This window comes from Pseudoalteromonas sp. P1-7a, from assembly GCF_001401855.1.
Classification (GTDB): Bacteria; Pseudomonadota; Gammaproteobacteria; order Enterobacterales; family Alteromonadaceae; genus Pseudoalteromonas.
The window spans coordinates 41,454-64,272 of record NZ_LKDU01000023.1 but is presented as its reverse complement, the minus strand read 5'-3'; the positions used below and the strand labels follow the sequence as shown (position 1 = coordinate 64,272).

The window sequence follows — 22,819 nt, the reverse complement described above, 5'->3', positions numbered from 1 at the left end:
GCTGCCTCCTAATGTGAATGGCTTGCGCCGCTTTTTAATATATCGGCTTTAATTACATAACTGTTTTGCGTTACATACTCACTGTTTGACGACAGCCCCTCAAGTACCTCTACCCACTCGCTGTTTTTAGCACCAAGTTTTACAGGGCGTACTTCAAACACATTGCCGCTTTTAATAAACACACTCGGTTTACCGTTAAACTCTTGCACAGCAGTAGCCTTTACTCGCACTGCAGCATTTACATTTGCGATACTAACGTCGCTATTTACGTGCATGCCTGGACGCCAATGGCCGTCAGGATTTTTAAGCGCAATACGCGCACGTGCAATATGTCCGCCCGTCATCATAGGCGCGATAAAAAACACCTCACCTTGTGCGTGTAAATGATGATGTAGGTCGTATACTTTGGCGCTTTGTCCTATGGCAAGTTTTTCAATATTTTCAGGAAACGCCGACAGCTCAACCCATACCGTTTCAAGATTGACTATTTGCATTAACGCGCTACTAGCAAGCTCACCACGCTTTAAATATTGCTCGGTAACAACGCCTGTCATTGGGCTTTTTATGATGTAGTTTTGCAGTGTTTCACGGTTGGTAATGCTTGCGAGTTTATCGCCTTTTTTAACGTGTTGACCAATGCTTACAAATATATCGTTAACTAAACCTATGTAAGGCGCCATTACTTCAACGCTGCCTTGCGCAGTGGGTGCTATAACACCAAATAAAGTATCGGTTAGTTCAACGCTACCCGCTTTTGCAATCTCGGTTTTAATACCAGCACGTTCAATTGCTGCCTCGCTTAGGGTTGTACGCCCCTCTTCTTGCTCATAGTGGTAGTTAATTTTTTGCCCTTTATAACTTGCCATTACATCAAGCTTAAACGAGTGCGGCTCATTCACGCTTACGGTACTGACCAAATAGTCATCTTCGGCTTTAAAGCGAATAAGCTGTGGTTTTTCACTTAAACGCTGTACGTTTATGGTTACGTCCAACTGATTTATATCCACAGCATCTTCGTTATCATACCCGTATACTCGTAGCTCGGTATTACCAGCAAACTGAGTTAATTTAAGCTCTAAATCAAGCGCGTTATTGGTGAGTAAAAACCCGCCATGAGGGCCTTTTACTTGGTGTTCATCTTCATGGCCTTCTTCATGACCTTCTGCGTGATGATTAGCCGACGCCATAGCCGTGCTACTTAATAATGGGAATGCAAAAAATTGCGTAACTAATAATGCGATAAGTGTTTTGTTCATGATTGATGAGTCTCAATTAAAGATTGGCCAGTTAAGCGCTCAAGAGTAAGTAGTACTTGATATAGTTCGCTATGGGTGTTGATAAGAGCGCGTTTAGAATCAAATAAAGCTTGCTGCGCGTCTAGCAATTGCAATACCGATATTTGCCCTTGTTGATAGCTCTTTAAGCTTTGTTCTATAAGCTTTTGCGCTTGAGGAATAACGTGCTGCGCTAAAAGTTGTGCCTGCTCAGTTTTACCTTGGTAGTACGCATACAGCGTGCGTATTTGTTGGCGCAACTGTATACGCAATTGCCCTTGTTGCTCATTAAGTAAGGTAAGTTGATGCTGCGCCGCCTCAATATTACCACTGTTAGAATTGCTTAATTGCAGCGGCATTGAAAACGAAAACACAAACGAGCTGGCGTCAGCTTGCTGGTTATAACGCACACCGCCGCCTAGCGTTAAATCACTTTGACCCGTAGATTTTTGCAGTGCCAAGTTGGCAGTTTGTTGCACATATTGTTGTTGTAACAATGCAAACTCAGGGGCACTATTAACCGCATCAAGCAGTGCTTGCTCGCTTTTAAGAGGGGCAATGAAACTTAAATCACCTGCATAATAATCGCTATATACCTGTTTTTGCCAAAGCTCATTAAGCGCTAAACGGGCACGCTCAAATTCACTTTTTAACATGAGCATATTTAGATCTACTTGGCTTAATGCATAGCGCATACGAGTTACATCAGCACTTGAGGCAGCACCTGCTTTAGCACGCTTTTCAATTGCGTTAAGCGCCTGCTCAACAGTGTGTTTACGCTCACTGTTTAACGTAATTAACGCCTGAAATTTTAGTACTTGGTAATAACGCTCAGCGGTGGTGGCTAAAAGTGCTAACCGAGTGTTTTTATACTCAATTGTTTGCGCTTTAATATTTGCAGTAGCGTAATTAATACGGTTTTGGCGTTTTTCGCCTAGCTCTATTAATTGGCTTAAAGCCAGTGTGTACTGCGCCCCCGAAAAGGCATTAAAGCTGTGAGTTCCTAAAAAATTTTCAGCTTCAAAACTCAGCTCAGGGTTTGGCGAAAGCGCAGCTTGGTTTTTAAGCGCTGTTAATATTTTTTGATGGTACGGGTAACGTTTAAGCAGGGCATTTTGCTGCTCGGTATTTTTAAGCGCTTGTTGTAGCGTTAATACGTTTTGAGGCGCTTTTTTTGCCAAAACGTTATGAACTGGTAGTGCGCACAGTAGCGCCACCAGCATTAGTGTTTTTTTATTCATATAGCAGGTCCGTTTTTAACAAACAGAGTTGGCTTAATCACAGTGCTTGCTTTAATAACAAGCGCAATCAAGCAACCTAAATATGCACACAACTAGCCTAACAACGCTTATGCGCAGACTGTAATGTACAAAAGTATTTAAAGTTAGAATCTAGCTATAAAAATTGGGTGGCGGAACATCTGGTGGGTAATTTAAACCATTGTAACAGGCAGTATTTGTGGCTTGGCTTTGCTCAGGACTTATAGAATGATTTATTGTACTGTAGTAGCCACAGTGGCAGTGCTGATGGGCATGAATTTCAGTAGGTGATTGCGCATCATCGTCATTGGTATCGCTATGAGCGTGAATATGCGTGGCATGATCTACTTCTTCTTGTAAATGATACGCAGCAGCGTCACAGCTAATAAAGCTATGCACAAGCACTAAAAGTATCACAACTAAAAAGTAGTTTGAGCGCATTACCTACCTAAAACTATAAAATGCAATTTAAGAAAGCGCACAATACATTAAATTTATTCAAATGTAGAGAGCCGCTCACGTTATTTTCTAAATTCGCTTGGTGATACACCCACTGATTTTTTAAACCGTTTAGAAAAATTAAATATATTAGGATACCCCACATAAGCGGCAATATGAGCAACTGGCCAGCGGGTATTTAGTAGTAAGCTTTTAGCTCGTTTAATACGTAAATAAATTAGCTGCTGCATTGGGCTTTTGCCATATTGTGCTTGGCATAACCTATGTAAATGCGGCGCTGAGTAATGCACGTGTTCGCACATAGCCTCTATTGTCCAATCAAACTGCAGGCGTTCTTCTATCTCTAAAAACAAGCTGGTTAACCTGTTTTGCCCGCCTATTTGCGCTTCGCTTTGCAGCGTAGTGTTTAAATAATGGCTTAAAATAGGCATAACGCCTTCACGTAAAGTAGCGCTTTTCTCACTGTATAAAAGCTCCATAGCTAAATGCAATGACTCTAATTTTTGTTCATAAAGTACAAGCGCCTCAGTCAAATTTAAGTGCTTCCAACGATGAGTATTTGCAAGGTTTAACCAAATAACATCCCAATGCGGAGCATCAATTTTCACTTCAAAGCCTTGCTTAGCAGGTAACACAATCAGCGTATTTTCTGTCAACGTATATTTGTTATGTTCTGTTGTAAGCTTTCCTTGGCCTGACAATGTATAAAACAGGGTGTGCTCTAAAGGCGATGAGCGCGCAACACAATATCGCCCCGATAAATTAGAACACCCTGCTAGTGTTATGTGCAGATCTGGGGCTTGAGCGAGCGCCGCTACATCAATAAACCGCTCTGTACACTCGGGGCCAATATCAAGTACATCTACAATGGTGTTGCGCATAATTTAAATGATAGTTTTGGATAAATACAAGAGAGCTTTAAGCATAACCTCAATGCATTATTTTAGCTATATTTAAGCCACTACAATTGCCACACATGCAATAGGACACAAATGAACTCACTTCAGCACATAATTAACCGTCGCGATTGGGAAAATCCAATTTCGGTGCAAGTTAATCAAGTAAAAGCGCACAGCCCTCTTAATGGTTTTAAAACGGTTGAGCATGCCCTTACAAACACGCAATCACAAAAGCAAAATTTAAACGGTCAGTGGGATTTTAAATTATTTGATAAACCCGAAGCGGTTGATGAGTCATTGCTAAGTGAAACACTCGCCAACGGCTGGCAACGTATTCCAGTGCCTTCTAACTGGCAATTACATGGCTTTGATAAACCTATTTATTGTAATGTTAAATACCCCTTTGCCGTAAACCCGCCATTTGTACCAAGCGATAACCCAACAGGTTGCTACCGCACTGAGTTTACTATTACGGAAGATCAATTAGCGCAGCGTAATCATATTATTTTTGAAGGCGTAAACTCGGCGTTTCACCTATGGTGTAATGGCCAATGGGTGGGCTACTCGCAAGATAGCCGCTTACCCAGTGAATTTGATTTAAGCGATTTACTAGTTGCAGGCACTAACCGCATTGCGGTTATGGTAATTCGTTGGAGCGATGGCAGTTACCTAGAAGATCAAGACATGTGGTGGCTAAGCGGTATATTCCGCGATGTTAATTTACTTACTAAACCCCAGCACCAAATACGCGATGTATTTATAACCCCCGATTTAGACGCCTGTTATCGCGATGCAACACTACATATAAAAACGGCAATAGATGCGCCAAATAACTACCAAGTAGCCGTACAGGTTTTTGATGGTGAACAAGCACTGTGTGAGCCGCAAATCCAAAGCACTAACAATAAACGTGTTGATGAAAAAGGCGGCTGGAGCGATGTTGTATTTCAAACAATTGATATACAAAACCCTAAAAAATGGACCGCTGAAACCCCTTATTTATACCGCTGTGTTGTAAGCCTGTTAGATGAACAAGGCAACACCGTAGAGGCTGAAGCCTACAACATTGGCTTTAGAAAAGTAGAAATGCTGAACGGGCAGCTTTGCTTAAACGGCAAACCGCTGCTTATTCGCGGTGTTAATCGCCATGAACACCACCCTGAAAACGGCCACACAGTTAGCACCGCCAACATGATTGAAGATATTAAGCTGATGAAGCAAAATAACTTTAATGCTGTACGTACTGCTCACTACCCTAACCACCCGCGTTTTTACGAGCTGTGTGACGAACTAGGTTTATACGTAGTAGACGAAGCAAACATAGAAACCCATGGCATGTTTCCTATGGGTAGGCTTGCCAGCGATCCGCAATGGGCTGGTGCATTTATGTCGCGCTATACACAAATGGTTGAGCGCGATAAAAACCACGCCTCTATTATTATTTGGTCATTGGGTAACGAATGCGGGCACGGCGCAAATCACGATGCTATGTATGGCTGGTCAAAAAGCTTTGACCCGTCGCGCCCAGTGCAATACGAAGGTGGCGGCGCAAATACCACCGCAACCGATATTATCTGCCCCATGTATGCCCGTGTAGATACGCATGTTGCCGATGACGCCGTACCTAAATACTCTATTAAAAAGTGGTTAAGCCTTCCAGGTGAAACGCGCCCACTCATTTTATGTGAGTACGCCCATGCAATGGGTAACAGCCTAGGTAGCTTTGACGATTACTGGCAAGCATTTAGAGAGTACCCGCGTTTGCAAGGTGGCTTTATTTGGGATTGGGTAGACCAAGGTTTATCTAAAACCGATGAAAACGGAGAGCATTACTGGGCCTACGGCGGCGATTTTGGTGATGAACAAAACGACCGCCAATTTTGTATTAACGGCTTATTATTTCCAGATCGCACGCCGCATCCAAGCTTGTTTGAAGCTAAATACAGCCAGCAGCATTTACAATTTACGCTGCGTGAGCAAGCTAAAAACCAATACAGCATTGATGTATTTAGCGATTATGTATTTAGACACACAGATAACGAAAAGCTGGTTTGGCAGTTAATAGAAAATGGGCGATGTATAGAGCAAGGCGAGCAAGTTATTAATATTGCTCCACAAAGCACGCAAACAATCACTGTTAATACAAAAACGGTGTTTAAAGCCGGTGCGCAATATCACCTTAATTTAGATGTAGCATTGATTAACGACTCAAGCTTTGCAAGTGCCGAGCATGTATTAAACACCGAGCAATTTAAGCTTATAAATAGCCAAAGTTTAAACGCTGATACATTTAAGCCCACTTTTGTAGCCTCAGCACATGGTGCTCTAAATATTAGCGAAACTAACACACAGCTTAGTATTGAAGGCGATAGCTTTAAACTAGTGTTTAATAGTCAAACAGGCCTTATTGAGCAATGGCTACACAATAAAACCCCAGTTATTAAAAGCCCATTAGTTGATAATTTTTACCGCGCAGCGCTTGATAACGACATAGGCGTAAGCGAAGTAGACAACTTAGACCCTAACGCATGGGAAGCGCGCTGGCTAAGAGCGGGTCTTGGCCAGTGGCAGCGTACATGTCACTTGTTTGAAGTTGTGCAATCAAAAGTAGATATACGTATTACCTGTGTATTTAGTTATGGATTTAATGGCGCAGTACAAGCAAAAACTACATGGCTTTATACGCTTAATAATACAGGTGCAATTAACTTAAATGTTGATGTGCAACTAAACGATGCTTTGCCGCCCATGCCGCGTATAGGGTTAAGCACAACGCTTAATAAACAAAGCGATACTCTAGTAGATTGGCTTGGTTTAGGCCCATTTGAAAACTACCCAGATCGCAAAGCAGCTGCGCGTTTAGGTTATTACAGCTTATGCTTAAATGAGCTACATACACCGTATATATTCCCAACCGATAACGGCGTACGTAGTGATTGCCAATTACTAAGCGTTAATAATTTAACCGTAACTGGTGCGTTTTTATTTGCGGCCAGTGAGTACTCACAAAATATGTTATCGCAAGCAAAGCACACTAATGAGCTAGTAGCTGATGATTGCTTACATATCCATATTGATCATCAACATATGGGTGTTGGCGGCGATGATTCGTGGAGCCCTAGTACCCATAAAGAATATTTACTTGAGCAAAAGCAGTTCAACTACTCTTTAACTTTTTTGACTAAATAATATAGCCCTCAACTCAAACAAAAATAGCGGCTAAATTAGCCGCTATTTTTTAACTATAAATTCCTGGAGCTATTTATCAGCTAGCTTTTTAGCAATAACACTATCAACCGAAAAGCTACCAGCCCCTTGTACAGCAAGCGCAGCAGTTACAACTAATAAAGTAAGTGCGTATTCGTAACCATTGTTAGCCATAAATAAACCATTGTTAATGTGTACACTAAATATAGCAATCAACATTGTAAACGCCGTAACTATGGCTGCTGGGCGTGTTAATAAACCAAGTGCTAATGCAATACCGCCAAAAAATTCAGCGCTGCCTGCCATTAAAGCCAACCAGTATCCAGGCTCTAAGCCAATACTTGCCATCCACTGCCCTGTGCCTTCAAGGCCGTAACCGCCAAACCAAGCAAATAATTTTTGCGCGCCGTGCGCTGCTAAAATTAAACCCACTGGTACACGTAAAATAAGTGCTGCTGCGCCTGCTTTAGAGTTTAATATTTTTTGTAGTAGTGTCATGCGTTTTATCCTGTGTAAATTTATAAGGTGTTAGTTTTGCTAACCGATGAACACAGTTTACTATCATCATTTAAAAACATTAATATCGATATTATTGGTTAATTATAAACACTACGTTTAAAGTTGAGTTGTTGAGCGTGTTATTTTGTACATAGAGCACTTACACATGTAAGAGTGATTTTAATCGCGCAGTTTTAAACCTTATTAAACAGTAAACTAATAGCTAAATAGTGCGGCTCTGCTAGTATAAAAAAGTAGTAAAAAATTGGATCCGCTTATGAGCTATGAAAGTAATAGATTGACTTTTTTCCCACCTAAAAATAAAGAAGCGTTCTTTTTTATTTTTATTCTTTTGCTCGCATTATTTATTACTTTTGATTCTCATGCTGCCGATGTATGCAAAATAAAGCACTTAAATTCATCCACGCCGGCCTCTGTGCTAAAGGTAAATACTCCTTCTGAACTGACAGCTCAGCGCGGTGTTAATCAATACCAAATTAATTGCTCACTTGAAAACGCTGGCGTACTCAGTTTTTTGCGCCCAGGACTTGATAGCTTTACTTGGCGGCAAAAAAATACGATAAAAGCGCCATTAAAATCAGGCCAAGTCGCCTATTTAATGGACTCAGGTACCTTTACAGCCACAATAACATTAGAGTCAAAGCTTAATTACACACCGCGATTTAAATGGCAACACACCCATACTTATTTTGAAAAAACGCAGCAACATTCGCTGATTATGGGATCATTTTATGGGCTATGCATAACGCTTATTTTTTATGTATTAATAATGGGGCACAGGCTTAACGAAAGTGTATTTAAGCTCTACAGCATTTATATTTTTTGTATTGGTAGCTTTATTTTATTACAAGAAGGGCAACTGTATTTATTTGTAACACAGCATGTATCTGGCGTTATTTTTAATTTATATCTGCTCAGTATTGGTTTAACTGTGCTAAGTGCCACATGGTTTATGCTCGCTTTGCTAGAAACAAACAAACGCTGGCCTAGATTAACTAAGTTACTCAAAGCATTAGCCTGTGCTGTCATGCTAAGTGCAGTACTTAAAATGCTATTTACAAACCTGTTTTTTTGGACAATAGCAGGGTATGTGATGTCTTATTGTTCACTCTTTATTGTGGCTGTTATTTTTACACTGGCAGCTATGCAAGCTCTCAAGGGGGTACGTGAAGCAACACTCGTTTTTGTAGCGCTTAGCCTTGTGTTAGTCAGTATGATCTTTAGGGTGCTGCTTATTAACCAAAGCCCGTTTATGCAGCGTTATGGGTTTGTGTTAGCATTTGCGGTTGAATCATTTTTGTTAGCCGTTGCGGTATCAAGGCGTATTAGCCGCATGCGAATCGCACAAAAGCGCGCCGAGACCGAAGCCGACTACGACCCTCTTTGTAGTATTTTAAACCGCAGAGGCTGGGCTAAAAAATCATCTTCGCTTATAGATTTACACACTAAAAAAGGCGGTGTATTGTGCTTAATGTATATAGATTTAGATGACTTTAAACAAATAAATGACACCTACGGCCACGCCGTAGGTGACGATGCTTTATGCAAAGTCGCCACTTGCTTAAAAAGTAGTGTTCGCAGCAACGATGCTGTAGGGCGTTTAGGCGGTGATGAATTTGTAGTGCTAGCGCACTTTTATAAAAATGCGCAGGTAAGCCCTAAAACTCATCATTTAAAAACCACCTTAAATAGGCTCACAATAAATCACAACAACGACCCTATTGCCATTAAAGCCAGCGTGGGAACCACCGTATTTAGTGAACCGCCCTACTCTATTGATGAAATTTTAAAAGCGGGCGACACTGCCATGTACCATGAAAAGTTACAACGAAAAGTTAAGCCACTCACATTAGTAGATGGCTAATTTTAAGCAATATAGCTTATTGCTATTAAACCGTAACCGGCTTTGCAAATTGTTTACGGTTTACATAGTGGCTCATAATAATGGTAAACAACGTTGAGCACACTGCAGCCGCAGCGTATACCTGCCAAATCACAAATTCAAACTTAAGCGCCAGTGCAATTACAGCAAAAAATACGCAGCCGCCTAACGAGCCAATAATGCCACCGTTAAGCACCTTATACGCTGAGTATTTTTTATTACTAGCATGCGCAATACTGCCCATTACCGCTAATATCACCGGGAAGGTAGATAGCAAGCCACTCCACATAGCGCCTATATTTGCTGATAAAAACGTAACTAAAACAATAAAGCAACTGACCAATAGCATTTTTACAGGCAGCTCCCAGGCCGCGATAAAAGGTTTAGCATCGGGCGCAAACTTTAACTTACTTGAGGCCAGCGCAAGCACCCATAATGTTCCTAGCGAAAGCAGCGATGCAAAGGCAATACTCACCGGGAATAACAAGGTAAATGCACTAAAAGTACACCACAGTATTAATGCAGCAAACAGCGCTTTAACGACCCCATATTTTGCAAGCATGGCGGCATAACAAAAACAAAATAAGCCAATACCGCTCATGCCATACAGCGACGCAACAGCTGAATTACTCGCAAATAGCTTACCTTGCTCAAGCGCAATGAAATAACTAATAGGGCCTGATGTGATAGGTAACCCAGGAATAATACCACTTACAAAGCTGCCAAAGCGTTTTTGGGCATAGTGAATAAAAAATAAAAGTATCGGCGCAAAGGTGAGTTTTAACAGCAACATAAACAACCATAAAGTATGAGAGTTGCGTGTTAGTCTACGTTTTAAAGTCCGTACTGTAGAGTGAATAAATATCACTCATACGGTGTAATTATTTTCACCTATAGGTACAAAAAAGGCCACTACAAAAGTGGCCTTTTTTTAAATAAATATTGCTTATGCTTTTTTAAATAAAACCTCAGGGTTTACCATGGTTTTCATTTCAAGCACGTTGCCGTTTGGATCTTCGATAAAAAAGGTTTCTTGTTCAAACTCATCACCAACAAAACGACGATAAGGTTTGTCTAGGTATTCAAGCCCCGCATCTTCTATACGTTTTTTTAAACCGTTAAATTCGTCTTCTGATAAGTGAATACCAAAATGCGGTACCGCCACAGCCCCCATATCTACATCATGGCGCACAGTGGGTAGGCGCTCTTCGCTTTGGTGTAATGTGAGCTCATTACCCCAAAAGTCTATGTCTACCCAGCGCCCTTCTTCGCTGTTCCCTGTTTTACAGCCAAGCACATCACAGTAAAACGTTTTAGCCACTTTTAGATCGCCCGCGGGTATAGCCAAGTGCAAACAGTTAGACATAAATTACCTTTAATCTTTTAAATTTGTATATTAATAACCTCTATTATACATAAAATATAATTTATGAAACATTAACAGCCAAAAATAAGCATAGTTAATACCACCAAAGCTTAAAAAATAGTCTTAATAACAATTAACGCTAGCCCCCACATTTTATTTATTAGAGATAGTTAGAAAGCGTAAAAGGATTAGTTTAAAATGCGCCACTATGATTAAATTCTTATTTTTAAAGTTTATAACTTTCTTTTTAGGCTTTGTTGCCTGCTTTGCCATGCACACTACTTTTGCTCTGCCTTTAGTTATTTCGGCGGCGCTAACGGGGCTTATTGGCTCGTTTATTCCTTTTCCTGCGCGTTATAAAAACCACCCTTATGCGGCTATTTACGCAGGTAGCTTTGCCGGCATGTGCTCTACGCACTTGATTACAAGTTATTGGGAGATAGCCATAATTTCAGTTATTGGCGCCAGTTTATATGTGCTTACCATAAATATGTTTACCGGATTTGGCGGTAAGCTTGGCAGTGTTGCCTTTGCAAGCGTGGCTTTATTTATGTTGGCTAAAGGAGTGGTTTTATGAATTTAGAATACCCATTTATAGCCTTATTAGGTGCATTTTTAACGTTTTACTTAGCCAAACATAATCGTTTTGACGGCATACGAGCCTCGGCGTCGCTTTCTATTATTGCTTATTTACTATTAACTGCTTTAAACCTAAACCCTGACTTATACTCAGTCGTATTTTTTGGCGGCACATTTATAGGCATGAGTGCCCCACATAGGTTTGGTATTTATACCGTTACCAGCTCATCTATTTTATTTTCGTTTTTATTTGAATACCTAGTCCCAAAGCTTGATGGTTATGGCGGTGCGCTAGGGGTAAGTGCGTTTTTATCTATTTGTATTTGCCATATGTTTATTTTACTCGGCGCGCCAAGAAGTAAAAAGCCACTTGGCTAAATCACTCGTTTTTAACTTTAACACTACTAGTTGGGTAGCCAAATAGCACTTTGCATTTAGCTTTTAACCCTTTCGCCGTATAGGTACTTCTTAATAAATGAGCCCACTGATGAAACGTTATTATTAGTGGGTTATTGCTATTTAGCTGCCCTACGATGCCGTATTTACAGGGCTGATTTTTGGCTTCTTCTACAAATGTGCCAAATAATTTATCCCAAATAATAAGCACACCGGCAAAGTTTTTATCAAGGTAATGCTTATTAATTGCATGATGAACCCTGTGGTGCGATGGCGTATTAAATACGCTTTCAAACCAGCCTAACTTGCCTACGATTTGCGTATGCACAAAAAATTGATACGCCAAATTAAGGGCCACTACGCTAAATACGGTTAAAGGGTCAAAGCCAAGCAGTATCATAGGCAGCCAAAATACCCACATGCCGGCTACTGGGTACATTATGCTTTGCCTAAATGCAGTGGTAAAATTCATTTTAGTGGAGCTGTGGTGCACCACATGGGCCGCCCACAACCAATGAATATGGTGCGATGCACGATGAAACCAATAGTACAAAAAATCTTGCAGCAAAAATGCAAAAGCAACACTTAATACACTTAGCTTTATATCAAATAAGCGGTATTCGTAAAGCATATAAAAAAATGGCATAAGTAGCAGCAATGCTATTGCATCCGCGCCTTGGTGCAGCAAGGCTAAAACAGTGTTTGCTAGGCTATCTTTTATATTGTAATAGCGCTTAAATTTTCCAAATTCAAAGCACACAAATACTAAAAACACAGGACTTAGGGCAAGTAAAATAATTTCTGAGTTCATACTTTGCCCGCCATAAAGTAATACTGCAGTTTAATTAATGCCTGGGTTATATCTTTACTAATTAGGTGTTTTAGCAAAGCATTTGGCAGCCACCACGGCGCTTTACAGCGTATACAATAAGTAAGCTCGGTAGTGCTACTTTTAGCGCCTGTATTAGCAACTAAATAAATATCACCTTGATGGTGTGCCACAGGCTTATCACCGATTATTTGATAGCAAATATGGCTGGGGTTAGCCATTATTATACGCTCATTAAACGTGGCATTTGCCATTTTTACTTGCCTAATGGCGCCTTTACCACCTTTTAGCTCACCACTATTTTGTGTTTGTATTAGCTCAAACTTGGCATTAAAAAAACGATCTAACTGCTGATGATCCAACAAGGTGGTTATTATTTGCAAAGGTTCTGCATTAAGCGTTTGTTTTATTGATATAAAGATCATTGGTTACAGCGAAGATAATTACTCATGTAACTAGCATATAAAAATTGAACATGGCAAGCTTGCTCATACACGACCATTTTTTAGCTTTAGACGACAAATGCATACACTGGCTGATCATTATTTTTCGAGCATTTTAGATTACTTGCAAACTCAAGGTATTGATTCTAATACAGCTCTTAACGCCATCGGGTTTACTGAATTTAGTCGCCAGCGTAGTCAGCAACTAGCACCGCGTATTAGCTTACAAAGTTACAATGCGCTGCTTGAGTATGGCCAAAAAGCGCTAAACGATCCGCTGTTTGGTTTTACTTTAGGTATGCACATTCGCCCCGCTGATTACGGTATATTGGGCTATTTAATTGAATCGAGCGATACGCTAAGTAACGCTATAAAGGCACTGTTAAATTACGACAGCTTAGTGGCAGATATTGGTAAAGCGCAGTTTTTGCAAACTGCAGACACCGCCACGGTTCGCTGGCATGCCCATCCTCATTGTAATGAACAAGTTGTACTACGAAACATGACCGCTTGGGTAAGCGTTATTCGCCAGCTAATAAACGCATCACTTTGCCCAAACAGTATCAGCTTTATACATAATTGGCCTAAAAAGCACACACATCAGTTAGAGACGTGGTTTAAGTGCCCTGTTACAAGCGGTACAGCACATAATCAAATCAGCTTTCCCAGTCGTTATTTAGACCTTGCCTTTAAAACCGACAACGCCATTGTAAATGCTACATTTAAGCAGCTTTCACAGCAGCAGTTATCGCACTTTAAAAGCCATCAAAGCCTTGTAGAAAAAGTTAAACAAATACTTTCTACTAAAACAACGCTACAAAATTGCCAGCTTATGAGTGTTGCAAGCACATTAAACGTAACACCGCGCACGCTACAACGTCATTTAAAAAAACAACATGTAACCTTTGCGCAATTGCTCGAACAAGAAAGAAAAAACCGCTCCCACACGTTAATTGGCACGCTCCCACTTAGCGAACTCGCTAACCTGTTGGGCTTTAAAGATCAAAGCTCGTTTAATCGCGCCTTTTTACGTTGGCACTATTGCACACCCACACAGTTTATAAAAAGTAAATAATCGGCATAGCCACTCACAATAAATAAACATTAATGGTATACCTTTTAATCAACACTCTTTAAACTAGAGCACATAATAATAAAAATGTGGGTTATATTTGTGCGTGTTGTTATGAGTATTTGTATGTTTATGCTTTATAGCGTTATGTGCAACGCACAGACCATTACCTTTATCGCAGAAGACCTGCCGCCTTATCATTTTATAAATGAAAATAACCAACCTGACGGCGCATTAATCGATTTAGCCAAAGCCACCATTAAACACACAAAGCTATCCGCCAAGTTTGAAATAATCCCGATGGCGCGTATTTTTACAATGCTTAAAAACAACCCAAATGCAATTGCGTTGTCTCTTTTAAAAACCCCCATTAGGGCAAGCCAATACACCTGGTTAGGTGAATCATACTTCGCTGATGCGTATTTGGTTAGTTTAAAAAACCGTACAGACGAAGTTACCCATCTCAACCACGCAAAATTTTACCAAGTAGCCACCATACGTGGCTATTCTAGTGCAAACTATTTAAAGAATGCCGGTTTTGTTGAAGGTGAAAACCTAGTTCTTGTAAGCTACTATCAACAACTATGGCAAATGCTTTATAAAAAACGCATCGATTTTGTATTAACCAACACACTTACGTTAAATAACGAGCTAAAGCACTCAGGCCTAAATTCCAATTTAATAACTAAGCGAATTCATTTAACTGACTACCCTTCAAAATTATATTTTAGTGCCAACAAAACCTTAGATAAACACACCGCAAGCGCTATTAGCCATGCACTTAACACGCTAAAAGAAAACGGTGAATACCAGGCTATTTTAACCAAGTGGCAGCTACCGCTTCCGGCTACTGCCAACAAGTTGTAATAAACAGGGTCTATAATTTTAGCAACGTAAACATTGCTAGTTGGCTATGCGATTAATTAAAACACCTCAGGGTATAAAACTCAGTTACCAAGACGAAGGCGATAAAAAAGCCCCCGCAATCATACTTATTATGGGTTTAGGCGCACAAATGACCGTGTGGCCAGACTCGCTTTACTACACCTTAGTAAAAAAAGGCTTTAGGGTTATACGCTTTGATAACCGCGATACTGGCCTATCTACCCATTTAGAGCATCACCCTAGCCCGAGTTTATTTAAATCGTGGTTAAGTAAACGCCTGCCCATACGCACGCAAACGCCCTATTTACTTGATGATATGGCAAACGATGTATTGGCGCTTATGGCGGCGCTTAAAATAAAAAAAGCGCATTTTGTAGGTGCTTCTATGGGCGGTATGATTGCTCAGCTAATTGCAGCTCAACATAAAAAAAAGGTGCTAAGTTTAACCACGATTATGTCAAGCTCTAGCCTGCCAAGGCTGAGTGCCAAAAGCATTGGCGTATTTATAAAGCTTGCCAAATTAAAGCCCAAAACATCCAGCCGTGATGAGGCAATAAACTACAACATTAAACTTAACAAACTTATTGGAAGCCCCGCTTACCCTCAATCAGAAGACGCACTTCGCCATCATGCAACGCAAATTGTAGAACGCGCGCATAATCCAAATGGCTACAAACGCCAACTTATTGCTATGGCCGCGAGTAAAGATAGACAACATTTAATTCGTAAAATTAAAACGCCCACTTTAGTAATTCATGGCAGCGACGATGTGGTAATACCCGTAAGTGCAGGCAAAAAAACGGCAAGCCTTATAAAAAAAGCCAAGTTAAGAGTAGTCCCGGGGATGGGCCATAACTTTGCGCCAGAACTTATGCCCCTTATGACAAAGTGGATAGTTAAACATGTAAAAAAAGCGCAGCGCAAACACTTAAATAAAAAACGTAAAAAACAAAATCAACAAAAAATCACATTGGTATAACCAAAATAGCACTATAAAAATTACATAAATACAAAATTGGTAATGTTGATATTTTAAATTGGTATGTTAGATTAAAGTTAAGCGACGTTAATATCGTTCATTTTAAAATCATCACACAGAGACAACAATGAAAAATCTAACATCTACTTTTAAACTCACAGCACTGGCTGCTGTTACCCCTTTGTTATTTATGGGCTGTGCCAGTACTACTACACCTGTTGATAGTAATGTCGCAGTACCTGCGTCAAAATTTGATTTATCGCAATGGAAAATTAACGTTCCTGTCGATCTTAATAACGATGGAAAAATAGATACAATCGATGTTGAAGAGATTCAAACCTACGCACACCCTGATTTTTTCTACCTTGATGATCAAGGCTATATGGTATTTACCTCGCCAAATAAAGCGCTTACCAGCGCCAACTCAACCAATACCCGCAGTGAGTTAAGACAAATGATCCGCGGCACAAATACCAAAATAAAAACTAAAAATTCAAAAAATAACTTTGCCTTAGCTGTACACCCGCTATCGGAGCGTTTTGGCTCGGTAGGCGGGAAAATGGAAGCCACCCTAAAGGTTGATCATGTTGCACTTCGCGCTAACGATCCTAATAAAAAAGCCGCTTATTCTGTGGTAGTAGGGCAAATTCACGCAGGTAAGGATCAAGCCCTAATAGATACAAAACTGGGTTTTGGCTGGGGTAACGAACCGCTTAAAATTTATTATAAAAAATGGCCTGGCCATAAAACCGGATCTGTTTTTTGGAACTACGAACGTAACTTACCAAAAAAAGATCCTAACCGTACCGACATTACATACCCTGTTTGGGGTAACACGTGGGAAAACCCAAACGATCCCGGTGTGGCGGGCATAGCGCTTGGCGAAGACTTTAGCTACACAGTAAACGTACATAAAAACGTGATGTACTTAACCTTTAGCGCACAAGGCAAAAAAGACGTTAACTACGCAATTAACTTGGGCAATAACATAGATGCCTATGGCAAAGTAGATGAAAAAGATCACCCCAATGGCTATGCTGCCGATTGGCATTACTTTAAAGCGGGTGCATATAACCAATGTAGCACCAAAAGTGCTAAAGGTATTTGGTACCCAGGTTGTTTAGGCACAGGCGATTGGGCCACCGACAAACAAAATGGTGATTATGCCCAAGTGAGCTTTAAAAAATTAGTATTAAGCCCGTCAACTAAGCCGTAAGGGTTGTTGTCGTTAAGTAGTTTTTAAGTGATGTAAACAGTGGCGATGGTAAATTATTAATATCGCACCAACGCCACTGCATACATTTATTTGGCTCGTTTAGCACAGGTTCGCCGCCTTCGTAATCGGCTTTTACGTATAAAGTAATGTAGTGTTTATTGTCAGCACTAAAAATATCGTTAGTAAAATCAAGCTTAGTAATTTTACTCACATTTAGCCCTGTTTCTTCAAATACCTCGCGTATTGCGCATTGCTCAACACTTTCGCCAAACTCTAAATGCCCGCCAGGCGTTGCCCATGTATTTGCACCATGTGCACCTATTCGCTCACCTAATAAAATAGTGTTTTGGCGCATAATAATAACCGCCACGCCTACTCGTACTGTGTTACTCATAAATTGTTTTCACTCATTTTAATTGCTCGCCATGCTGAGCTACACGCTTTGTATTGTCAATTTTGTATTTTTAACCCCAAATTGTTGATTAACTTTTAGCCGACCATAGTCGAATACCTATCGGTTAAAAAAAAGCCTACATTTTGTAAGGTCTCTCACACACATTTAGTATTAGGAGCCCATGATGTTAGGCCCATATAAACAACAATACGAAAGCTTTAAACAAAACCCAGCACAATTTTGGCTTGAACAAGCAAAGCGCCTACCTTGGTATAAAAAGCCTGAACACGCCTACACACAAGACACTGACGGCCTTTACCATTGGTTTGATGATGGCCAACTAAACACTAGTTTTTTAGCGCTCGACCAACACGTTACTGCCGGCTTTGGCGAGCAAACCGCGCTTATTTACGACTCCCCCGTTACCAACACGCAGCAAAAGTATAGCTACTACCAGCTACAGCAAGAGGTAGCTAAATTTGCCGGTGTAATGCAATCGTTAGGCGTTAGTAAAGGCGACCGTGTTGTTATTTATATGCCCATGATCCCCCAAGCTGTAATTGGCATGCTGGCCTGCGCCCGATTAGGTGCTATACATTCTGTGGTATTTGGCGGCTTTGCAGCACATGAACTTGCCATACGCATTGACGATGCAAAGCCTAAACTCATACTAAGCGCTTCGTGCGGTGTAGAGATAGATAGCGTAATAGAATATAAACCGCTGATTGATCACGCCATAGCTCTTGCCAATCATAAAATAGATCACTGCGTTATTTACCAACGCGAACAAGTAGCTGCCACGCTTATCCCCTCAAGGGATATTAACTGGGATGAAGCAATGCAAACAGCCACTGCAGTGGAGCCAGTGCCTGTAAGTGGCAGTGATCCACTTTATATTTTATATACATCAGGCACCACAGGTACGCCCAAAGGCGTAGTGCGCGAAAACGGCGGCCATGGCGTTGCTATGCACTACAGCATGGAAACCGTTTACGGTATGCAGCCCGGCGACGTGTTTTGGGCTGCCTCAGACATAGGCTGGGTAGTTGGGCATTCATACATAGTGTATGCCCCGCTAATTTATCGCTGTACAACAATATTATACGAAGGCAAACCAGTTCGCACACCTGATGCCAGTGCATTTTGGCGTGTAGTAGAGCAGTACCAAGTAAATGCATTATTTACAGCGCCCACCGCCTTTAGAGCCATTAAAAAAGAAGACCCAAATGCAGAGGGCTTTAAACAATACAACACCCGTAGTTTAAAGCGCATATTTTTAGCAGGCGAGCGGCTCGACCCGCCAACGTATAGCTGGCTTAAAGAAAAAACAAAGCTGCCCATACTCGATCATTGGTGGCAAACAGAAACTGGCTGGGCTATAGCCTGTAACCCCGTAGGCATAGAAGAATTAGTAACAAAACCAGGTAGCTCAACCGTGCCAACCCCTGGGTTTGATGTGCAAATATTGAATATGCAAGGCAAGCAATGCGCACCAAACGAGCAAGGCGTGGTGGCTATAAAATTGCCGCTGCCGCCAGGTTGCTTACCCACCATTTGGCAAAACACAGCGCGCTTTAAAACCGGTTATTTAACTCAGTACCCGGGGTATTATCTTTCCGGCGATGGTGGTTACATAGATGATGATGGTTACCTATTTATAATGGGCCGCACAGACGATGTTATAAACGTAGCAGGCCATAGGCTTTCAACTGGCGAAATGGAAGAAATAGTCGCATCCCACCCTGCCGTTGCAGAGTGCGCGGTGTTTGGGGTTACCGATACACTAAAAGGCCAATTACCGATGGCCATGATCGTACTTAAAAACGACTTTACCGGCTCCCCTACCGATGTAGAGCAAGCGCTTGTGCAAACAGTACGCAACCAAATAGGCGCTATAGCGTGCCTTAAAACGATAGTAAGCGTAGAGCGATTACCAAAAACTCGTTCAGGTAAAATACTACGCAAAAATTTACGTCAATTGGTCGATGGCGACGAACTACAAATTCCTTCAACCATAGACGATGCCGGTATTTTTGACGAAATAAACCAACAACTCACCCTGCGTTAAATCCAACCTAACAAAGCCATTTTATATTTAAAATAAAATGGCTTTTACTTTGACTGAAATTTTATACTCATTAGCACTTTCTTACTTAATACTAAGAACATTAAACAGAAATGTGTATGCCTCGCTTATTACAAATACTACTTGCCACCAGCCTACTACTTACAGGTTTTATGGCACAAAGTTACGAAATTGAAGATTTAGGCGATGGCCTCCACCGCTTTATTGACGACAGACACCGCTCGGTATTTTTAATCACTCCACAAGGCGCAATAGTTACCGACCCACTTAATAAAAAAGCCGCCACTTGGTTAAAGGAGCAAATTAAAACCCGCTTTAACGTACCCGTTAAATACGTTGTATACAGCCATAATCACAGCGACCATATTTACGGTGCAGAGGTATTTAAAAGCCCGCACACTACCTTTGTAGCACACAAACTTACTGCGCAAGATATTAAAAACACGCAAATAAAAACGGTTATGCCTAACCTTACTTTTGATGACGAGCTAATACTTACCCTTGGCGGCTCAACCTTAAAACTTAACTACCACGGCCCTAACGATGGCCGAGGCTCACTAAGTATGCTGTTCGAAAAACAAAAAACATTATTTGTAGTCGACTGGATTGTTATTGGCAGAATGCCATGGCAAAAACTATGGAGCTACGATATTCAAGGTATGATTAATTCAACCCAAGCGGTTTTAAATTACGACTTTAATACCTTTGTGGGCGGCCATGCCGATATGGGTAATAAAGCCGATGTAGTACGTTATTTAAGCTATATAGAGCAGCTTTACAGCCAAGTAACCGCTGCAGCGCTCGCGGGGCAAAGCCTAGAACAAATAAAACAAAACGTTAAGCTCGATGAATTTTCAGATTTAAAGCAATACCAAGCCTGGCTGCCACTTAATATTGAAGGCGTATACGAGCGCCTTATGGAAGAGTCAGGCATGGGCTGGCGCAGCGATTTATAAATTGTATGCGTATGCATGCGTTGCTTAAATACAAGTGCATACGTATTCACATTGAATTAACAACGCAAGCTTGTGATAGTGCACTTTTTGTATGCTAAGGCGCCACCATGAAATTAGTTGCTTTACTGTTAAGCTTATCAATATTTGTAGTGCATACCAGCTATGCAAACACGGCCAATGTGCAAGTAAGCAAAGGCCACATTGAGGTAATCGACAATATAAAATCACAGTTTGTAAAAAACCGCTTTTTAAATGTTTGGCTACCGCCAGGTTACAACAAACACACCACCTACGACGTGCTCTACATGCACGATGGCCGCATGTTGTTTGATGCAAATAGCACATGGAACAAGCAAGAATGGCGCGTAGATGAAGTAGCGGGCACACTAATAGAGCAAGGCAAAGTACGCCCGTTTATTGTGGTAGGTATTCCAAACGCCGTAGAAAACCGCCACAGCGAATATTACCCACAGCAACCGTTTGAGGCCTTAAGCAAGCAAAAGCAAAACGCCCTGTACCAGTTAGAAAAATACCCAGGCCATAAATTATTTGCCTCTAAGGTTTACTCAGATAACTACTCACGCTTTTTAATTAAAGAAGTTATTCCTTACATTGAGTCTAACTACAACGTAAATAAAGGCGCGCGGCACCGCTATATTGGTGGCTCTAGCATGGGTGGGCTTATATCGTGGTATACACTACTTAATTACCCTAACGAATTTGCAGGTGCTATTTGTATGTCGACCCACTGGCCGGGTATTTTTAGCCACGACGACGAAGTATTTGCCGAGTTTAAAAATTACATTGCCAACAACATCGTAAAGCTAAGTAACCAAAAGGTGTATTTTGATTATGGCGACAGCACTTTAGATGCCATGTACCCTAAGCTACAAGCGCAAATTGATGATTTATTTATGGAACATAAGTATCCGGCAAAACTTTGGCAAAGCCAGTACTTCCCGGGTGAAGATCACACCGAAAACGCGTGGGCAAAACGTCTACACATTCCGCTTGAGTTTATGTTTAGAAAAACCAAACAAGCTTCAGCCAAGTAATCTTTTACAAGTATTATCCTATCAGTAATCACAAAAAAGCGGCTTAACCTTCGTTGCGTTAAGCCGCTTTTTTAATAGACTTTTAAACCGTTTAAAAACGTAGGTCGGAAGTGCAGCGCCATCCGACAATTAACGGCGCTTAAAGCTCATTAGGCTTACCAAGCATTCATAGGAACCTTTAAAGGAACTTGGCTACCATCCTCATTTTCTAAAACTAACTTTAAGATATCCCCTGATTCCTTGCGCATTAATTTTTTTGCTTTACTGGCAGGGCAGCCCGGAATTTTACAGCCCTCTATAGAAATAATTTTTTGCCCTGCAATAATCCCTGCTTTTTCAGCGGGTGAATTAGGCTTTACTTCTTCAATAATAAATGACATTACTTTTGGGCTAAAAAAGCCATCCGCCCCAACGTTCCCTACAACTCCAAGCTTCACTTCTTCTGCTGCCAAGGCATTAAAAGAAATAATTGATATTAAAATAATTATAATTTTGAACATAAAATAAACACTCCCTGTTAGCCAACACTAAATATGTTGGTATCGTTTTTTGTATTGTTTGCTAAATATATGACTATTAATCATTCTCTGGGTCGCCGCGTTTATTATATCGCTCTTTGAATGACTCATAGTCTTCGCTTTCAAGTAATAAAACATTTTGTAAAGTATAACTAGCTGCACCGTATATAAAATTAGCTGAAACAGAAACACTTTCCCCTATTTCAAAATCAGAACGATTAAACCCGCTAATTTCAGACTTGTTTATAGCAGCACACAACGAAGCTAAATTCTTTGGACCACTATTAATATTTATGCATAACTCTGATATTAGTTGACCTTGCTGATCAACTTCTGGATACATTAGTATTATCCAGCTATCGTCCAAATTTTCACTATTTCCATCAACTAGTCGATGAATGTGTAATTTGTTTGCTTCATCTGAGCTCAGTACATTTTCAGAAATAATAAGCGATGTGTTTTCAGCACTACATACCCAAAATGGGCAAAGTAATACAAAAACTAAAAGTATCTGCATACATTTCCTAAAATAAAACATTCAATAAT

Annotated in this window: 23 protein-coding genes; 11 read left to right on the top strand and 12 right to left on the bottom strand. The window is 40.7% G+C overall.

The window, feature by feature from the left end; genetic code table 11:
• Positions 1 to 8 precede the first annotated feature (8 nt).
• The 4 genes from AN389_RS14095 to AN389_RS14080 all read right to left on the bottom strand — a co-directional run bounded on the left by AN389_RS14095 (position 9) and on the right by AN389_RS14080 (position 3,873).
• On the bottom strand, positions 9 to 1,256 hold the full coding sequence (locus AN389_RS14095; RefSeq protein ID WP_055015087.1) for an efflux RND transporter periplasmic adaptor subunit: 1,248 nt from the start codon (positions 1,254 to 1,256) through the stop codon (positions 9 to 11).
• The gene (locus AN389_RS14090) at positions 1,253 to 2,515 is read right to left on the bottom strand and encodes a TolC family protein (RefSeq protein WP_055020083.1); all 1,263 of its coding nucleotides are present in this window, start codon (positions 2,513 to 2,515) and stop codon (positions 1,253 to 1,255) included. The genes AN389_RS14095 and AN389_RS14090 overlap by 4 nt, the downstream gene beginning before the upstream one ends.
• A 150-nt stretch (positions 2,516 to 2,665) precedes the next feature.
• Complete coding sequence (locus AN389_RS14085) at positions 2,666 to 2,974, bottom strand: hypothetical protein (RefSeq protein ID WP_055015085.1); 309 nt, start codon at positions 2,972 to 2,974, stop codon at positions 2,666 to 2,668.
• A gap of 80 nt (positions 2,975 to 3,054) precedes the next feature.
• A complete protein-coding gene (locus AN389_RS14080; RefSeq protein ID WP_055015084.1) occupies positions 3,055 to 3,873 on the bottom strand; it encodes a helix-turn-helix transcriptional regulator in 819 nt (272 codons plus the stop codon).
• Between the two features lie 111 nt (positions 3,874 to 3,984).
• Between AN389_RS14080 and AN389_RS14075 the strand changes: the two genes are divergently transcribed.
• On the top strand, positions 3,985 to 7,080 hold the full coding sequence (locus AN389_RS14075; protein WP_055020082.1) for a beta-galactosidase: 3,096 nt from the start codon (positions 3,985 to 3,987) through the stop codon (positions 7,078 to 7,080).
• 69 nt (positions 7,081 to 7,149) lie between these two features.
• Here AN389_RS14075 and AN389_RS14070 read toward each other — a convergent pair whose 3' ends face one another.
• A complete protein-coding gene (locus AN389_RS14070) occupies positions 7,150 to 7,596 on the bottom strand; it encodes a DoxX family protein (protein ID WP_055015082.1) in 447 nt (148 codons plus the stop codon).
• Between the two features lie 277 nt (positions 7,597 to 7,873).
• Here AN389_RS14070 and AN389_RS14065 point away from each other — a divergent pair, with 277 nt between their 5' ends.
• Complete coding sequence (locus AN389_RS14065) at positions 7,874 to 9,481, top strand: diguanylate cyclase (protein ID WP_055018429.1); 1,608 nt, start codon at positions 7,874 to 7,876, stop codon at positions 9,479 to 9,481.
• Between the two features lie 25 nt (positions 9,482 to 9,506).
• On the opposite strand, the gene AN389_RS14060 is transcribed toward AN389_RS14065, so the two are convergent.
• Both AN389_RS14060 and AN389_RS14055 read right to left on the bottom strand, forming a co-directional pair.
• Positions 9,507 to 10,292, bottom strand: a complete 786-nt coding sequence (locus tag AN389_RS14060; protein WP_235575981.1) for a hypothetical protein — start codon at positions 10,290 to 10,292, stop codon at positions 9,507 to 9,509.
• Positions 10,293 to 10,445: 153 nt separating this feature from the next.
• Positions 10,446 to 10,865, bottom strand: a complete 420-nt coding sequence (locus AN389_RS14055) for a VOC family protein (RefSeq protein WP_024033213.1) — start codon at positions 10,863 to 10,865, stop codon at positions 10,446 to 10,448.
• Positions 10,866 to 11,136: 271 nt separating this feature from the next.
• On the opposite strand from AN389_RS14055, the gene AN389_RS14050 reads away from it, so the two are divergent.
• Positions 11,137 to 11,442 carry a hypothetical protein gene (locus tag AN389_RS14050; protein ID WP_055015155.1) on the top strand — a complete coding sequence of 102 codons (306 nt, stop codon included), beginning with the start codon at positions 11,137 to 11,139 and terminating at the stop codon, positions 11,440 to 11,442.
• Positions 11,439 to 11,822 carry a hypothetical protein gene (locus AN389_RS14045; protein WP_055015080.1) on the top strand — a complete coding sequence of 128 codons (384 nt, stop codon included), beginning with the start codon at positions 11,439 to 11,441 and terminating at the stop codon, positions 11,820 to 11,822. The genes AN389_RS14050 and AN389_RS14045 overlap by 4 nt, the downstream gene beginning before the upstream one ends.
• 1 nt (position 11,823) lies before the next feature.
• Here the strand turns inward: AN389_RS14045 and AN389_RS14040 are convergent, their stop codons facing one another.
• Together AN389_RS14040 and AN389_RS14035 are read right to left on the bottom strand one after the other, a co-directional pair.
• On the bottom strand, positions 11,824 to 12,651 hold the full coding sequence (locus tag AN389_RS14040; protein ID WP_055015079.1) for a sterol desaturase family protein: 828 nt from the start codon (positions 12,649 to 12,651) through the stop codon (positions 11,824 to 11,826).
• The gene (locus AN389_RS14035; protein WP_055015078.1) at positions 12,648 to 13,094 is read right to left on the bottom strand and encodes an SRPBCC family protein; all 447 of its coding nucleotides are present in this window, start codon (positions 13,092 to 13,094) and stop codon (positions 12,648 to 12,650) included. The genes AN389_RS14040 and AN389_RS14035 overlap by 4 nt, the downstream gene beginning before the upstream one ends.
• Before the next feature lie 97 nt (positions 13,095 to 13,191).
• Here AN389_RS14035 and AN389_RS14030 point away from each other — a divergent pair, with 97 nt between their 5' ends.
• The 4 genes from AN389_RS14030 (at position 13,192) to AN389_RS14015 (ending at position 17,264) form a co-directional block, all read left to right on the top strand.
• Positions 13,192 to 14,187, top strand: a complete 996-nt coding sequence (locus AN389_RS14030) for an AraC family transcriptional regulator (RefSeq protein ID WP_055020081.1) — start codon at positions 13,192 to 13,194, stop codon at positions 14,185 to 14,187.
• Positions 14,188 to 14,310: 123 nt separating this feature from the next.
• Positions 14,311 to 15,051 (top strand): substrate-binding periplasmic protein, encoded by a 741-nt coding sequence (locus AN389_RS14025; protein WP_408003058.1) that lies wholly within the window; start codon positions 14,311 to 14,313, stop codon positions 15,049 to 15,051.
• 46 nt (positions 15,052 to 15,097) lie between these two features.
• Positions 15,098 to 16,048 carry an alpha/beta fold hydrolase gene (locus AN389_RS14020; protein ID WP_055020080.1) on the top strand — a complete coding sequence of 317 codons (951 nt, stop codon included), beginning with the start codon at positions 15,098 to 15,100 and terminating at the stop codon, positions 16,046 to 16,048.
• Between the two features lie 127 nt (positions 16,049 to 16,175).
• Positions 16,176 to 17,264 carry a polysaccharide lyase family 7 protein gene (locus tag AN389_RS14015; RefSeq protein WP_055015075.1) on the top strand — a complete coding sequence of 363 codons (1,089 nt, stop codon included), beginning with the start codon at positions 16,176 to 16,178 and terminating at the stop codon, positions 17,262 to 17,264.
• On the opposite strand, the gene AN389_RS14010 is transcribed toward AN389_RS14015, so the two are convergent.
• Positions 17,254 to 17,658, bottom strand: coding sequence for an NUDIX hydrolase (locus tag AN389_RS14010; RefSeq protein ID WP_055015074.1), 405 nt, complete (start codon positions 17,656 to 17,658; stop codon positions 17,254 to 17,256). The two genes, AN389_RS14015 and AN389_RS14010, sit on opposite strands and share 11 nt — an antisense overlap.
• 184 nt (positions 17,659 to 17,842) lie before the next feature.
• On the opposite strand from AN389_RS14010, the gene AN389_RS14005 reads away from it, so the two are divergent.
• The 3 genes from AN389_RS14005 (at position 17,843) to AN389_RS13995 (ending at position 21,755) form a co-directional block, all read left to right on the top strand.
• Positions 17,843 to 19,726, top strand: a complete 1,884-nt coding sequence (locus tag AN389_RS14005; protein ID WP_055020079.1) for an AMP-binding protein — start codon at positions 17,843 to 17,845, stop codon at positions 19,724 to 19,726.
• A gap of 116 nt (positions 19,727 to 19,842) precedes the next feature.
• Positions 19,843 to 20,700, top strand: a complete 858-nt coding sequence (locus tag AN389_RS14000; protein WP_055020087.1) for an MBL fold metallo-hydrolase — start codon at positions 19,843 to 19,845, stop codon at positions 20,698 to 20,700.
• Between the two features lie 107 nt (positions 20,701 to 20,807).
• Complete coding sequence (locus AN389_RS13995; protein WP_055020078.1) at positions 20,808 to 21,755, top strand: alpha/beta hydrolase; 948 nt, start codon at positions 20,808 to 20,810, stop codon at positions 21,753 to 21,755.
• Between the two features lie 155 nt (positions 21,756 to 21,910).
• Here AN389_RS13995 and AN389_RS13990 read toward each other — a convergent pair whose 3' ends face one another.
• On the bottom strand, positions 21,911 to 22,255 hold the full coding sequence (locus AN389_RS13990) for a PDZ domain-containing protein (RefSeq protein ID WP_055020077.1): 345 nt from the start codon (positions 22,253 to 22,255) through the stop codon (positions 21,911 to 21,913).
• Positions 22,256 to 22,331: 76 nt separating this feature from the next.
• On the bottom strand, positions 22,332 to 22,790 hold the full coding sequence (locus tag AN389_RS13985) for a hypothetical protein (RefSeq protein WP_055020076.1): 459 nt from the start codon (positions 22,788 to 22,790) through the stop codon (positions 22,332 to 22,334).
• Positions 22,791 to 22,819: the final 29 nt, after the last annotated feature.

Bases quoted from the DNA above. Each gene is read 5' to 3' on its own strand.
- AN389_RS14095 (WP_055015087.1), bottom strand. From the start codon at position 1,256: ATGAACAAAACACTTATCGCATTATTAGTTACGCAATTTTTTGCATTC.
- AN389_RS14090 (WP_055020083.1), bottom strand. From the start codon at position 2,515: ATGAATAAAAAAACACTAATGCTGGTGGCGCTACTGTGCGCACTACCA.
- AN389_RS14085 (WP_055015085.1), bottom strand. From the start codon at position 2,974: ATGCGCTCAAACTACTTTTTAGTTGTGATACTTTTAGTGCTTGTGCAT.
- AN389_RS14080 (WP_055015084.1), bottom strand. From the start codon at position 3,873: ATGCGCAACACCATTGTAGATGTACTTGATATTGGCCCCGAGTGTACA.
- AN389_RS14075 (WP_055020082.1), top strand. From the start codon at position 3,985: ATGAACTCACTTCAGCACATAATTAACCGTCGCGATTGGGAAAATCCA.
- AN389_RS14070 (WP_055015082.1), bottom strand. From the start codon at position 7,596: ATGACACTACTACAAAAAATATTAAACTCTAAAGCAGGCGCAGCAGCA.
- AN389_RS14065 (WP_055018429.1), top strand. From the start codon at position 7,874: ATGAGCTATGAAAGTAATAGATTGACTTTTTTCCCACCTAAAAATAAA.
- AN389_RS14060 (WP_235575981.1), bottom strand. From the start codon at position 10,292: ATGTTGCTGTTAAAACTCACCTTTGCGCCGATACTTTTATTTTTTATT.
- AN389_RS14055 (WP_024033213.1), bottom strand. From the start codon at position 10,865: ATGTCTAACTGTTTGCACTTGGCTATACCCGCGGGCGATCTAAAAGTG.
- AN389_RS14050 (WP_055015155.1), top strand. From the start codon at position 11,137: ATGCACACTACTTTTGCTCTGCCTTTAGTTATTTCGGCGGCGCTAACG.
- AN389_RS14045 (WP_055015080.1), top strand. From the start codon at position 11,439: ATGAATTTAGAATACCCATTTATAGCCTTATTAGGTGCATTTTTAACG.
- AN389_RS14040 (WP_055015079.1), bottom strand. From the start codon at position 12,651: ATGAACTCAGAAATTATTTTACTTGCCCTAAGTCCTGTGTTTTTAGTA.
- AN389_RS14035 (WP_055015078.1), bottom strand. From the start codon at position 13,094: ATGATCTTTATATCAATAAAACAAACGCTTAATGCAGAACCTTTGCAA.
- AN389_RS14030 (WP_055020081.1), top strand. From the start codon at position 13,192: ATGCATACACTGGCTGATCATTATTTTTCGAGCATTTTAGATTACTTG.
- AN389_RS14025 (WP_408003058.1), top strand. From the start codon at position 14,311: ATGTTTATGCTTTATAGCGTTATGTGCAACGCACAGACCATTACCTTT.
- AN389_RS14020 (WP_055020080.1), top strand. From the start codon at position 15,098: ATGCGATTAATTAAAACACCTCAGGGTATAAAACTCAGTTACCAAGAC.
- AN389_RS14015 (WP_055015075.1), top strand. From the start codon at position 16,176: ATGAAAAATCTAACATCTACTTTTAAACTCACAGCACTGGCTGCTGTT.
- AN389_RS14010 (WP_055015074.1), bottom strand. From the start codon at position 17,658: ATGAGTAACACAGTACGAGTAGGCGTGGCGGTTATTATTATGCGCCAA.
- AN389_RS14005 (WP_055020079.1), top strand. From the start codon at position 17,843: ATGTTAGGCCCATATAAACAACAATACGAAAGCTTTAAACAAAACCCA.
- AN389_RS14000 (WP_055020087.1), top strand. From the start codon at position 19,843: ATGCCTCGCTTATTACAAATACTACTTGCCACCAGCCTACTACTTACA.
- AN389_RS13995 (WP_055020078.1), top strand. From the start codon at position 20,808: ATGAAATTAGTTGCTTTACTGTTAAGCTTATCAATATTTGTAGTGCAT.
- AN389_RS13990 (WP_055020077.1), bottom strand. From the start codon at position 22,255: ATGTTCAAAATTATAATTATTTTAATATCAATTATTTCTTTTAATGCC.
- AN389_RS13985 (WP_055020076.1), bottom strand. From the start codon at position 22,790: ATGCAGATACTTTTAGTTTTTGTATTACTTTGCCCATTTTGGGTATGT.